Below are 12,541 nucleotides of genomic sequence, written 5' to 3' on the forward strand. Positions count from 1 at the left end.
CAGGGTGTCCGCTAGGTGACGTGCTCCAAGACAGCCAACCTCTTCGTCATAGGTAAAGGCGAAATGCAGCGGTCTGTCGCCAATGCGATCCGCGAAATGGGGGGCCATCGCAAGTGTCGCTGCGATGAAGCCCTTCATGTCGCAGGTGCCCCGTCCATAAAGCAGCCCGTCTTCCGCATCCATGACAAACGGATCGCGGGTCCAGGCCTGATCCGCAACGGGCACGACGTCGCTGTGCCCTGACAGCAGGATCCCTCCGTTTCGATCCGGCCCTAACGTGGCAAACAGATTGGCTTTCGTGCCGCACGGGGATGAGATCACCTCGCACCGCGCTCCTGCATCCTCCAGCAACCCCGCCATGTGTTGGATCATGTCGAAATTGCTGTCCGCCGAAATGGTCGGATAGGCGATCAGATCGCCAAGAATGTCGATTGTACGTTGCAGGTGATCCACGATCCTAATCCTTGACGAACAGTTTGCGCTCGACGTTGCACAGGGCTTCGGCGGGTCCGTTTTCCTTGATCAGGATCGTTTCCGTGGTTTCGAGGCCCCACGTGTCCATCCAAAGCGCAGGCATGAAATGGAAGGTCATACCCGGCTGCAGGATCGTCTGGTCTTCGACCCGGATCGACGCGGTGCGTTCGCCCCAGTCCGGCGGATAGCTGAGACCGATGGGATAGCCACAGCGGCCTTCGCGGAAGATCCCGTGTTTTTGCAACACGTCGACCAGCGCTTGGGCGATATCGCAGGTTCGATTGCCGGCGCGGGCCGCGTTCAACGCCGCCTCGATCCCTTCTAGCTGGGCCTCCTCGGCATCGCGCATTTCTTTCGGTGGTTTGCCCAGGAACACGGTCCGGCACAGTGGCGCGTGGTAACGGCGATAGCAGCCGGACAATTCGAAAAAGGTTGCCTCGCCTTCGCGCATCGGATCGCCGTTCCACGTCAGATGTGCGGCTGTCGCATCGAGACCTGATGGCGTCAGCGGAACAATCGCCGGGTAATCGCCCCAGATATCGTCCACCCCGGTGATCCCGGCATGCATGATGTCGGCCACCACATCATTCTTGCGCACACCTGGCGCGGCCCGGTCGATGGCGGTTTCAATAACACGTTCCGAGATCCGGGCGGCTTTGCGGATGAAGGCAATCTCTTCCTGAGATTTAATCAGCCGCTGCCAATTCACCAGCGCGGTCGCATCGACAAAGCGCGCTTCGGGCAATTCGGTGACAAAGACCTCATGCGCTTTGGCGGAATAATAGTAGTTTTCCATCTCGACGCCGATGGTTGCAGAGCCAAGACCCATGTCCCGAAGGCGTGCCGCGAGGTCTTGCATCGGGTGCCTTACGGTCGATTGCACGTAACTGTCGGCATAGCCAAAGATGTTGTCTTCAGACATCCAACAGGTTCGCAGACCGCCGATCGAGTCCATGTAGCGCCCCCACCAGATCGGCTCCCCCTCCATCCTGAGCAGCACACCCTGATGGACGTAGAAGGACCATCCGTCATAACCCGTAAGCCAGGCTTGGTTCGACGGGTCGGTCACGAACATGGCATCAAGACCGGCCTCGCTCATCGCGGTTCGTGTCAGCGCGATGCGACGATCATATTCTGTTTGACTAAAGGGGGCATTTCCCTTGGGCATGGTTGGACCTCGACCGAGTTTCACGTAAGATGTACACAACTCGACAGGCGATTTGTCGAATGGCGCACAGATTCAGCGTCTGACTTCTTGACATGATCGTGAATCATCGCCTGATGTGCACAACGATTTGCTACCTTTAATGACTGGAAAACGACATGCTCCGGAACGACCAACTTGATCAGTGGGATCGCGACAACTTCTTCCACCCGTCGACCCACCTTGCCCAACACGCTCGCGGCGAAAGCCCTAACCGCGTGATCAAGACGGCATCCGGCGTGTTCATCGAAGACCGGGATGGCAACCGCCTGCTGGATGCCTTTGCGGGCCTTTACTGCGTCAATGTCGGATATGGCCGTTCCGAAATTGCCGATGCCATCGCAGCGCAAGCGCATGAGCTGGCGTATTACCATTCCTATGTCGGGCACGGCACCGAGGCGTCGATCACTCTGTCCAAGATGATCCTCGACCGCGCACCCGATCACATGTCCAAGGTCTATTTCGGGCTCGGCGGGTCGGACGCGAACGAGACAAATGTCAAACTGATCTGGTATTATAACAACATCCTGGGCCGCCCGCAGAAGAAAAAGATCATCTCGCGGTGGCGCGGGTATCATGGGTCAGGTCTGGTCACCGGATCGCTCACCGGGTTGGAACTGTTCCACAAGAAATTCGACCTGCCGGTCGAACAGGTCTTACACACCACAGCACCCTACTACTATCGCCGCGAAAACCTCGACCAGACCGAGGCTCAGTTTGTCGCGCAGTGCGTGGCCGATCTCGAAGCCCTGATCGCTCGCGAAGGCGCCGACACCATCGCCGCTTTCATCGGAGAACCGATGCTGGGCACCGGGGGTATCGTGCCACCGCCCGCTGGATATTGGGCCGCCATTCAGGAGGTTCTGAACAAACACGACATCCTGCTGATTGCGGACGAGGTCGTCACCGGGTTCGGTCGTCTTGGAACGATGTTCGGGTCTGAACATTACGGGATCAAGCCGGACATCATCACCATCGCCAAAGGTCTGACCTCAGCCTATGCGCCGCTGTCGGGCTCCATCGTTTCGGACAAGGTCTGGTCCGTTCTGGAACGGGGTACAGACGAAAACGGCCCGATCGGCCATGGGTGGACGTATTCCGCGCATCCCATTGGGGCGGCCGCAGGCGTGGCCAACCTCAAACTGCTTGACGATCTGAACCTTATCTCCAACGCAGGCGAGGTCGGGGCGTATCTGACCAAAACCATGACAGACGCTCTGGCCGATCATCCGCATGTCGGCGAAGTGCGCGGCGAAGGCATGATCTGCGCGGTGGAGTTCGTAAAGGACAAGGACAACCGCGTGTTCTTTGCCCCCGCAGACAAGATCGGCCCGCAGATCTCGGCCAAGCTTCTGGAGCAAGACAAGATCATCGCGCGTGCGATGCCGCAAGGCGACATACTTGGCTTTGCGCCACCATTCTGTCTGTCCCGTACGGAAACCGACCAAGTCGTCGAAGGCACTGTGCGCGCGGTCAAGGCCATCCTCGGCTAAACACCTCCGTAACATGCAAAACGATCCGCTGGGATACCCTTCCCGGCGGTTTTCATTTGCGTCTCGGCCAGTGCATCATGCTAAACCCGCTGCATGGCAAAAAGAGCAGGTTTCGTAATTGGCATTGACGGCGGCGGAAGCGGCTGCCGCGCTGCGATCAGTGCGGCGGACGGAACGATTGTCGGCACCGCATCGGCGGGTCCCGCCAATGTCACCACCGATCCGGACCAAGCTATAAGGAATATCCTTACCGCCCTTGAAGCAGCAGCGAATGCAGCCGATCTGCCGTTTGATGCGGTGCTTGGCATGCCCGCACATCTGGGATTGGCGGGGATCGTGACCCAGGAAGTTGGGCAGAAACTGGCAGACCAATTGCCGCTGAAGTCATGTCGCGTAAGCGATGACCAACTGACGTCCACCATCGGCGCGCTGAAAGACAGGGATGGTGCCTTGATTGCGGTGGGCACCGGATCTTTCGTCGCTCACAAACGTGGCGCAGCCTATCGGACGCTTGGCGGTTGGGGTCTGCAACTAGGAGATCAGGCATCGGGCGCGTGGCTCGGCCGCAACGCCTTGCAACGGAGCGCAATGGTTGCAGACGGATTGCAGAAATCGTCGCCTCTTGTGGAACGCCTGCTGACGCGGTTCGGCAATGACGCAGGGCAAATGATTGCATTCGCCAAGACTGCGGCTCCGGCGGACTACGCGCAGTTTGCACCACTTGTTTTCGATGCGGTTGACACCGACGATCCACATGCCGTCAGCTTGATCGCCGAAGGCGCAACCTATCTGAACAACTGCCTCGACTCGCTGGCGCTAAACGAGCACGAGATCATCTGCATTACCGGCGGTCTGGGACGGTTATACGCACCTTGGATCAGCGCTGCGCATCAATCGCGTCTTGCCGAACCGCTGGGCACCGCGTTGGACGGCGCGCTGAATCTGGCCCGACAGATCGGGGACGCGTCCTGAAAATCAGTCCGTTCCGCTCGCTCTCAGTTCGCCAACGCGGTCTTGCACCGAAGCAATCGCGTTCATCACCAATGGCGTGCCGCACACCCAGTCGACCGAGGTCTGCAAGACCGGAAATCCCGTCAAGGCAGGATGGCTGACCATTTCTTCGGACAGCGAGAACCCGTCAAAGCGTTGCGACCCGATCAGCAAATCCGGTTGGTGCAGGATCACCTGCTCCAGTGTGAGTGTACCGATCCCGTCAAATCCAAGGTCATCGGACAGGTTCCGGGCACCTCCGGCAGTCAGGATGTCATGGCTCAGGGTTCCCGCGCCCACTGAAAACCCGTTCGGCATGAAGAAGGCCGCAAGTGGCGCATCCTCTTGCACCGCGGGCAAGCCTTGCAACTCGGCATCCAAATCCGCCGCAAGCGCCCGCGCCTTGTCCTCTTGCCCCAATAACGCGCCCATGCGCCGGATGTCGTCCGGGATTTCCCGCAAAGACTGCGTGATCGGAAACTGGACGACCTCGATCCCGATGGACCGCAAGAGGGCGACCAAAGATGGATTGGTGTAAGCCCCGGCAACCACTATGTCCGGGTTCTGCAACGCGATCACTTCGGCCTGGCTGTTGTTCTTGGGAAACTGTGCGGCGTCTTCCGCCATGGCTGATGATCGCGGGTGGTCGGAAAGGTCGCTCAGCGAAATAATCTGTGCGGGCTCTGCCAGCAGCATCACAAGCTGATCCGTGCAGACATTGACCGACACGACGCGTGGCGCGTCGGATGCGCTGGCCCCGAACGAGGCCAGCGCGAAAGCCACCGGCGTCACCACACGCCACATGGTTTAGAACGAGGTTTCAACACCGAAACGGATCGTCCGCTCCGGCGCGTTGAACCCGCGCACTGTTTGATAAGACACATCCGTCACGTTGTGGATTGCCCCGTAAACGTTGGCCGTATCGGTGATCTCGTACCGTGCGGACACATCCCAGACCGTGTAATCATCCAGTGCTTCGAGTGTGCCGAACCCGTCCAACGTGTCGGCAACACGGGTCATGTTGACCCCCAGCTGCAAGCGATCTGTCACGTCTGCTTCGAGCGCCAATGAAAGATCATGACGCGGTACCCGGACAACCCGCTCGCCATCGTTTTCCGTGTTGGTCAGCGTGTACGCCCCGGACAGACGCACCCGGTCCGTGATTGCGTAAGAGCCACTGATCTCTAAACCGCGTGTTTCGGTTATGCCATCAGTCTGGATGTAGCAGCCAAACGCATGTGACGGCAGACAGGTGGGCGCGCTGCCAAACCCGATCAGATTGTCGATCTCGGCCCAGAACAAGGTCGCCTTTACCGAACCCCGGTCGCCATAGCTGTGCTCGATCCCCAGATCGAAGCTGAGGCTTTCTTCGGGGTCGAGCGGTGTAGAGCCGGCATACGGCCCAAACCGCTCGTAGAGCGACGGCGCGCGATAGCCCGTACCCAGCGACGCACGAATCAGTGTGGCATCGTTGATCTGGTACGAAAGCGCCGCGCGACCGCTGAACTGCCCGTCGAAATCCGAATAATCGTCATAGCGCAGGGTCAGCGAGACCTCCATCGCGTCCGTCGGGTTGGCTTTAAACTCGGCGAACACCGCCGAATTCGACGCGTCATACGCTTCGGCGTCCAGTTCAGCGCGTTCTTCAGTCCAATCCGCGCCCAGCGCGAGCGACATGCCCGACGACAATTCTCCGGTGGCAAGATAGGCGGCCGTATCGCGCTCCCCAAGAAAATCGCGGGTAAAGCCAAGGTCATCAAACCTGTCGATCTGATAACGGCTGAAAGACAATTCATGCGTCCAAGCCCCAGTCTGCGCTTCACCGAACAGGCGGAAACCCTTGCGTGTCTCGTCAATCTCGCCGCGCGGGTCGGTTGCCGCCTGATCGTACTCTGCGGTGCCATCGGACCATAGTCCGGTGACGCCGATACGGATTGTGTCACTAACCTGATACGCGGCAAAAAGGTTCATCGTGCTCTGCTCGAACCCGTCATTTTCGTCGTCCGTATCTCGGGCCGAGAAACCTTCGCTTGTCACGCGGCCCAGGCTCACAGCCAGTTCGGCGCGGTCATCAAGATATCCAAAGCTCAGGTTGGCCGCGCGCGTCTCGAAGCTGCCCACTTCCAACTGCGCTTTGCCGGACAAGCCGGTCACCTCGGGGCGCCAGGTTTCGATTTCGACGACCCCTGCGATGGCCTCGGACCCATAGACCGCCGATTGCGTGCCTTTGACGACCGCAACGCGATCCAGCGCACCCGTGGTCAACGTCCCGAAGTTGAAGGCTGTCTGCGGTCCCGAAGGGTCTGCCACATCGATGCCGTCGACGCGGACACCAACATACGGACCACTCAGTCCGCGAATTCGAACGGTCGCACTGCCGCCCAATCCGCCATTTGCACTGACAGACACACCTGGAAGCGCGTCCAAGGCTGTTGTCGCACTGGGACCAGCGCGCTGAATATCCTCGGAGTCCGCAACATCAATGGTAGCGCCGGTTGTGTCGAGGTTCATTGGAAGCAAACCGCCGAAGACGACAATGTCCTCAAGTTCGATAACGGTGCCACCCGCATCCTGTGCCGCCACGAGAGACGGCGCGATCAGAGTGGAGCAAAGAAGTAGTTTTGACGTGAGCCGTGCCATTTTAATGATCCCAGCTTTGCCCGACGCGATGCGCCGGAATGATAGAATAATCTGGAATGCCAAAGCATCCGCAGACGGTGATAGACACCACTGCGGACGACGCCGCCGCCTCATCGCACCCCGCGATCAGACTGGGTGTTGGCTTACGGCAGGTCTCCTGACTTGCGGGTCACTGCTCTGCTGGCCTTCCCAGAATCCTTGTCGAACACCAGTGGCACATTCAGCGTCGCTCACCGCTCACAGTTGCGGGGGCAGTCGCGGATTTTTCTGACGAAGCACCGCGTTCCCTTTTCACCGAATGCTGTGACACATCCGGACCGTAAACATGATCATCTGCACCCGCGAAACCCGGCGCGTCAAGTGGGGTTTAAACTGACCGGCACCACAATTGGTCGCAGATGACAGCGCGCTGAACCGGAAAATTCGTTTAAATTCTTCGCGTTTTTCATGGGTTACCGCCGCATTGAGATCAAATTATTGCCGAACTTCGCAAGCATCGTGAGCAGACTTTCCGGTTCAGACCGGGATCGAGAGTGTCGGGTAGAAGGTTTGGCCGGTGTCATTTACGCTTAGCTTCGATTACCGTTTTGACAGTACGGGGTTCTTCGACGATCCCGCGCGTCGCAGCGCGCTGGAAGCGGCGGCGGCAAAATGGCAAGCGATCATCGAAGACGACTTCGCCGATGTTCCAGCGGGCACAGAATTCGAAATCCGGAATCCCTCGACGTTTGCCACTGAAACCGTAAGGTTGGACCAGCCGATTGACGATATTCTTATCTTCGTTGGCGCACGCGCGTTCGACTCCTCGACCTTGGCCATTGCCGGACCAGATGGCGGCACCGTCACAGGCGACATCTATGCAGCGCGGATCAGCCAGGACTTTCGAGGTTCGGGTGCGGTCACTGACTTCGAACCATGGACCGGGTCGATCACCTTCAACTCCAGATCGAACTGGTCGTTCGATCTGGACGGCCCGGTTTCAGGCCGCAGCGACTTTGTTTCTGTTGCCGTCCATGAAATTGGCCACATTCTTGGGATTGGCACGTCGGCAGCCTTTGACCAATGGATCCGCGACGGACACTTCACAGGCCCCAATGCCACGCGGGTCAACAATGGACAGCCCATTCCGATCGAAGATGACCACGCGCATGTCGAAGAAGGCTTCGCCGATAACTCCGCGGCGCTCGATCCCATTCTCACCACGGGGTCTCGCGTGGTCCTGAGCGCGTATGACGCGGCGATGCTTGCGGATATCGGTTACCAGATCGCAGGCTTCGATAAGCAGGGCAGCACACCCGCGCTTGCGTCCCCCGATGCAGAGCGCATTTTCGGGACCGATCTTGCCGACAGCATCGACGCGCTTTCCGGGAACGACTCGGTTCAGGGCGCAGGCGGAGATGACCACCTTGACGGAAACGCCGGGCAGGATGACTTATTTGGCCAGTCGGGCAACGATACGCTTTTCGGAGGCGACGGGGATGACTACCTTGACGGTGGCGCGGGCAATGACGAGTTGCGCGGTGGGCCGGGTGCAGATGTCTATTTTGGACATGCTGGACAGGATGTTTTCGTCATCGCAGCCGGGGATGGCGGCAACAGGCTTTCGGATTTCGATCTGGACGAAGACAGGATCCGATTGATCGACAGCGGCTTTTCTTCTGCGGAAGACGTGTTGGCCGCGATATCCAAACCGTTCAACAACGTGTCGCGCATTACGTTTACAGACGGAACAACGGTCGACGTGTTTCACGGAAGTCAGAGCGGGACGCCTTTGACGGAGACACATCTTTTCCTTGAAACACCTGGCCAAGTGACGACTGTCGAGGACGTGTCCCGACCCGAGCCCCGCACGGACACGCCATCCACCACATCTACAATAGCGACGTTTCTGGAGGGCTCGTCGTCTGACGACTACATCGTTGCAACCGCAGGGCACGACCGGATCGACGGCTTTGACGGTATCGACACGGTCCAGTTTTCGGGACACCAGTCGCGCTATACGGTTGAGTTCGGCGCAAACGGTCTCAGCGTGACAGACCGGGGTGTCGGCGGTCTTGGAACCGTTCACCTCGACAATATCGAATTGATTGACTTCGAGTTTTCTGATGCCGACTTCGGCGGCCCACTCGATCTTAGGCTGTTCGGCGGGCACACCGACCTCGATCAAGCGGAGCTGAATGCATTTGTCGAAATGTATATCGCGTATTTCAATCGAGCGCCCGATGCTGTGGGACTTGCCTTCTGGGGAACCGCGTTTGCGAACGGAACGCCACTGGAAGAGATCGCGGTGCTTTTCGCCGAACAGGACGAAACCGCAGCTCTCTACCCCGACGATTTCGGGAATCTGCGGTTCATCTCCGAAATTTATGACAACGTTCTGGGACGCGCCCCGGATATGGAGGGCCTTTTGTTCTGGGATGCCGCACTGGACTCGGGCTTTGTCAGCAGTGGCGCATTCATCCTCGAACTGCTCATGGGTGCAAAAGCCGATCTCCCAGCCTCGGCCACGGCCAGCCTAATCGCGCGGCAAGCCGAAGATCAGCGATATCTGGAGATGAAAACGGATCTGGGCGTTCAGTTCGCATTGGATCGCGGCATGTCCGATACGGACGCTGCACTGCAGGTCATGCAGATTTTCGAAGGGAGCACAGAGTCATTTGAACGCGCCGGTGCTCTGATTGACGACCTGTATTCAGCGGCTTTGGACCCGGAAAGCGGTTCCTTCCTTATGCCATTGATCGGCATTCACACTGACTTCGCTGAGATCTGAACTTGCCTCGAGCATTTGACGGCCGGAGTTACGCCGAGATGGCGCGCGCAAGCTCCATCATGCGCACGGGAAATAATTCTGACAAATTTACTCGGGATGTATTGATCGCGCCCGAGAATCATGTAACTGACTCTTTCAGTAAGAAATTCGCAGAACGGAGAGTCTCATGCGCGTCCTATGGACAACTTCGACGCTGGCACTTGTTGCCAGCACCGCACTCAGCACCGCAGCAATGGCACAGGGGGAAGTGAACCTTTATTCGTCGCGTCACTATGATACCGACGAACGGCTCTATTCGGACTTCACCGAAGCGACCGGCATCACGATCAACCGGATCGAAGGCAATGCCGACGAATTGATCGCACGCATGCAGGCCGAGGGCGCCAATTCGCCGGCGGACATCCTGCTGACCGTGGACACATCGCGGCTCGAGCGCGCCAAAGCGGCAGGTGTGCTGCAATCCATCGACAGCGACGTGCTTGAGCAACGAATTCCCGACAGTCTGCAAGACGATGACAACCAGTGGTTCGGCTTCAGCCAGCGTGCGCGTATTATCTTCTACGACAAGAACGACGTCGAAAATCCACCGCTCGACTACGTTTCGCTGGCCGATCCCCAGTACAAGGGCATGGTCTGCCACCGTTCGTCGACAAACGTCTACTCCCAGACGCTGCTCAGCGCGGTAATCGAAAACCACGGCGAAGAGGCAGCCAAGGCATGGGCGCAGGGTGTTGTCGACAACTTCGCGCGCGACCCGCAGGGTGGCGACACCGACCAGCTGCTGGGTCTTGTCTCGGGCGAATGCGATATTTCGATCTCGAACACCTATTACTTCTCACGTGCGTTGCGCATTGATGTCGAAGGCCTGTCCGAAGCAGACCGCGCCAATATCGGCTGGGTGTTCCCGGCGCAGAATGCCGAAGGCGCGCATATGAACTTGTCCGGCGGTGGCGTTGCAGCCCATGCCCCGAACCGCGAGAACGCGATCAAATTCCTCGAATACCTGTCGTCAGATCAGGCGCAGCAGTATTTCTCGGCAGGCAATGACGAATACCCGGCTGTTCCCGGCGTTGGCTTGTCCCCGTCGGTTGCGGCGCTCGGGATGTTCCGGCCGGACGATGTGAACCTGTCCGAAGTGGCGCAGAACCTTGACACCGCCCAGAAGATCTTCAACGAGGTCGGCTGGAAATAAGCGGACACATCTGATGCTGAACGGAGGGCGCTCAGGCGCCCTCTTTTCTGTGGCCCTGTTCATTTCGGATCCGACGGCACAGCAGGATCACAGGCAATGTGCCAATCGCCACAATCACAAGGCTTGGCACGGCGGCCCCTGCCAGCCGCTCGTCTGCCGCCAAGCGGTGCGCCTGAACAGCAAGGGTATCAAAGTTGAAGGGCCGCATGATCAGCGTTGCGGGCAATTCCTTCATCACATCGACAAAAACGATCAGAAGCGCGGTAAAAAGACTGGGACGCAGAAGCGGGAAATGCACGCGCCGCAGCAACCCCCATTCGCTTTGCCCCAGAACCCGAGCCGCAGCATCCATATTCGGGTTGATCACGGCAACCCCGCCTTCATAGGCCCCAATGGCTGCAGCAAGAAAACGGATCATGTAGGCGCAGACCAGCAACCAGATCGACCCGGTGAACAAGAGCCCGGTCGAGATCCCGAAAGTCTCGCGCATATAGGCGTCGAGCGTGTTGTCGAAAAAGGCAAAGGGCACCAGCAACCCGACAGCAATCACGCCACCCGGCACGGCGTATCCCATGCGCCCGATATATAGGACTGCTGTTGCAACCCACGAGTCCCGTGTCCGGGCCAGACTGCCAAACAGCAAGGCCACCGAAACCGTGATCACCGCAGCACAGACACCCAACGTGACCGAGTTCTTCGCGAATTGCAGGTAGCGCGGGCTGAGCAGATCCTGTTCGGACGCAAGCGCCATTTCAGCCAGCATGAAGACCGGCAGAAAGCATCCAAGAAACGCAGGCAGAAAACACATGGCAAAAGCAAGAAACCCGCGGCCTCCGGTCAAAACGGACCGAGGCATCTGTTCGAACTTGCGACCGTACGCATACCGCGCCTCACCGCGGTTGATGCGTTCGACTATGGCCAAAAGCAGAGCGAACGCCAGCAAACCCAGCGAAAGCTGCGCGGCAGCGGCGCGGTCGGCAAATGAGAACCAGCTGGAGTAAATTCCGACCGCAAAGGTCTGCACACCGAAATACGACACCGTCCCAAAATCGGCGATGGTCTCCATCCCGACCAGCATCGCACCCGACGCGATGGCAGGGCGAGCCATTGGCAAAGACACGCGCCAGAACGCCCCGATCCGTGTCTGTCCCAGCGATTGCGCGGCATAAAACGTGGTCGCGCTTTGCGAGGCGAATGCAGCTCGCGCCAAGAGATACACATAAGGATAAAGCACCAACGTCAGCATCGCAGCGGCTCCGCCCAAGGACCGAATTTCCGGGAACCAATAGTCCCGTGGCCCCCATCCCGTCACAGCCCGCAGCGTGGATTGCACGATCCCCGGATGATCCAGAACATGCGTGTAGGCATAGGCCAAGACATACGCCGGAAACGCCAGCGGCAGGACTAAAGCGATTTCCAGAACTCTGCGCCCCCGGAATTCGGTTGTGGTGACGAGCCACGCCGTCACTGTTCCGATGATGGTGCTGCAGATCACAACCGTCACCAGCAGAACAAGCGTCGCGCGCGTGTAGCGGCCAAGCACAGTTTCAGCCAGCGACTGCAAAGTGTCCGTCGATCCCATGAAGGCCGCAATCAATACGCTGACATGCGGGAGCACACAGATCGCAGCAGCCAATCCAGCAATGATCCAGGCAAACCGGCCTGTCCAGGATGCGCGCTGCTGTTTGAGGATGAGTGAAGTCTCTGCCATATCCCGTATTCGTCAATTTGCTATGGATGCCCGATTTCCGATAGGATCACTCAGGTATGGCAACGCT

General features: G+C 58.6%; 9 protein-coding genes and 1 riboswitch. Of the genes, 4 read left to right on the forward strand and 5 right to left on the reverse strand.

The genetic code is table 11. The features are described 5' to 3' along the window. On the reverse strand, positions 1-453 hold a 453-nt coding region (locus JJ869_RS05360; RefSeq protein ID WP_292265091.1), incomplete at its 3' end, for a M20/M25/M40 family metallo-hydrolase. Between the two features lie 4 nt (positions 454-457). Continuing rightward, the gene (locus JJ869_RS05365; protein WP_292265093.1) at positions 458-1,642 is read right to left on the reverse strand and encodes a M24 family metallopeptidase; all 1,185 of its coding nucleotides are present in this window, start codon (positions 1,640-1,642) and stop codon (positions 458-460) included. A gap of 155 nt (positions 1,643-1,797) precedes the next feature. Here JJ869_RS05365 and JJ869_RS05370 point away from each other — a divergent pair, with 155 nt between their 5' ends. Both JJ869_RS05370 and JJ869_RS05375 read left to right on the forward strand, forming a co-directional pair. Beyond that, positions 1,798-3,171: an aspartate aminotransferase family protein gene (locus JJ869_RS05370; protein WP_292265096.1), complete on the forward strand. Its 1,374-nt coding sequence runs from the start codon at positions 1,798-1,800 to the stop codon at positions 3,169-3,171. Between the two features lie 93 nt (positions 3,172-3,264). Next, positions 3,265-4,143: a BadF/BadG/BcrA/BcrD ATPase family protein gene (locus tag JJ869_RS05375; RefSeq protein WP_292265098.1), complete on the forward strand. Its 879-nt coding sequence runs from the start codon at positions 3,265-3,267 to the stop codon at positions 4,141-4,143. A gap of 3 nt (positions 4,144-4,146) precedes the next feature. Here the strand turns inward: JJ869_RS05375 and JJ869_RS05380 are convergent, their stop codons facing one another. Next, a complete protein-coding gene (locus JJ869_RS05380; protein ID WP_292265100.1) occupies positions 4,147-4,944 on the reverse strand; it encodes an ABC transporter substrate-binding protein in 798 nt (265 codons plus the stop codon). Positions 4,945-4,968: 24 nt separating this feature from the next. Beyond that, positions 4,969-6,801, reverse strand: a complete 1,833-nt coding sequence (locus JJ869_RS05385; RefSeq protein WP_292265102.1) for a TonB-dependent receptor — start codon at positions 6,799-6,801, stop codon at positions 4,969-4,971. Between the two features lie 129 nt (positions 6,802-6,930). After that, positions 6,931-7,138: riboswitch (cobalamin riboswitch) on the reverse strand. A gap of 219 nt (positions 7,139-7,357) precedes the next feature. Here JJ869_RS05385 and JJ869_RS05390 point away from each other — a divergent pair. Together JJ869_RS05390 and JJ869_RS05395 are read left to right on the forward strand one after the other, a co-directional pair. Beyond that, on the forward strand, positions 7,358-9,571 hold the full coding sequence (locus JJ869_RS05390) for a DUF4214 domain-containing protein (RefSeq protein WP_292265104.1): 2,214 nt from the start codon (positions 7,358-7,360) through the stop codon (positions 9,569-9,571). A 166-nt stretch (positions 9,572-9,737) separates the two neighbouring features. After that, complete coding sequence (locus JJ869_RS05395) at positions 9,738-10,763, forward strand: extracellular solute-binding protein (protein WP_292265105.1); 1,026 nt, start codon at positions 9,738-9,740, stop codon at positions 10,761-10,763. 31 nt (positions 10,764-10,794) lie between these two features. Here the strand turns inward: JJ869_RS05395 and JJ869_RS05400 are convergent, their stop codons facing one another. Then, a complete protein-coding gene (locus tag JJ869_RS05400; RefSeq protein ID WP_292265106.1) occupies positions 10,795-12,474 on the reverse strand; it encodes an iron ABC transporter permease in 1,680 nt (559 codons plus the stop codon). Between the last annotated feature and the right edge of the window lie 67 nt (positions 12,475-12,541).

Origin of the sequence: Marivita sp. (assembly GCF_017643905.1) — a bacterium.
Lineage (GTDB): Bacteria > Pseudomonadota > Alphaproteobacteria > Rhodobacterales > Rhodobacteraceae > Marivita.

Excerpts from the sequence above, each read along its gene's own strand:
- JJ869_RS05400 (WP_292265106.1), bottom strand. The coding sequence starts at position 12,474 with ATGGCAGAGACTTCACTCATCCTCAAACAGCAGCGCGCATCCTGGACA.
- JJ869_RS05385 (WP_292265102.1), bottom strand. The coding sequence starts at position 6,801 with ATGGCACGGCTCACGTCAAAACTACTTCTTTGCTCCACTCTGATCGCG.
- JJ869_RS05370 (WP_292265096.1), top strand. The coding sequence starts at position 1,798 with ATGCTCCGGAACGACCAACTTGATCAGTGGGATCGCGACAACTTCTTC.
- JJ869_RS05375 (WP_292265098.1), top strand. The coding sequence starts at position 3,265 with ATGGCAAAAAGAGCAGGTTTCGTAATTGGCATTGACGGCGGCGGAAGC.
- JJ869_RS05365 (WP_292265093.1), bottom strand. The coding sequence starts at position 1,642 with ATGCCCAAGGGAAATGCCCCCTTTAGTCAAACAGAATATGATCGTCGC.
- JJ869_RS05395 (WP_292265105.1), top strand. The coding sequence starts at position 9,738 with ATGCGCGTCCTATGGACAACTTCGACGCTGGCACTTGTTGCCAGCACC.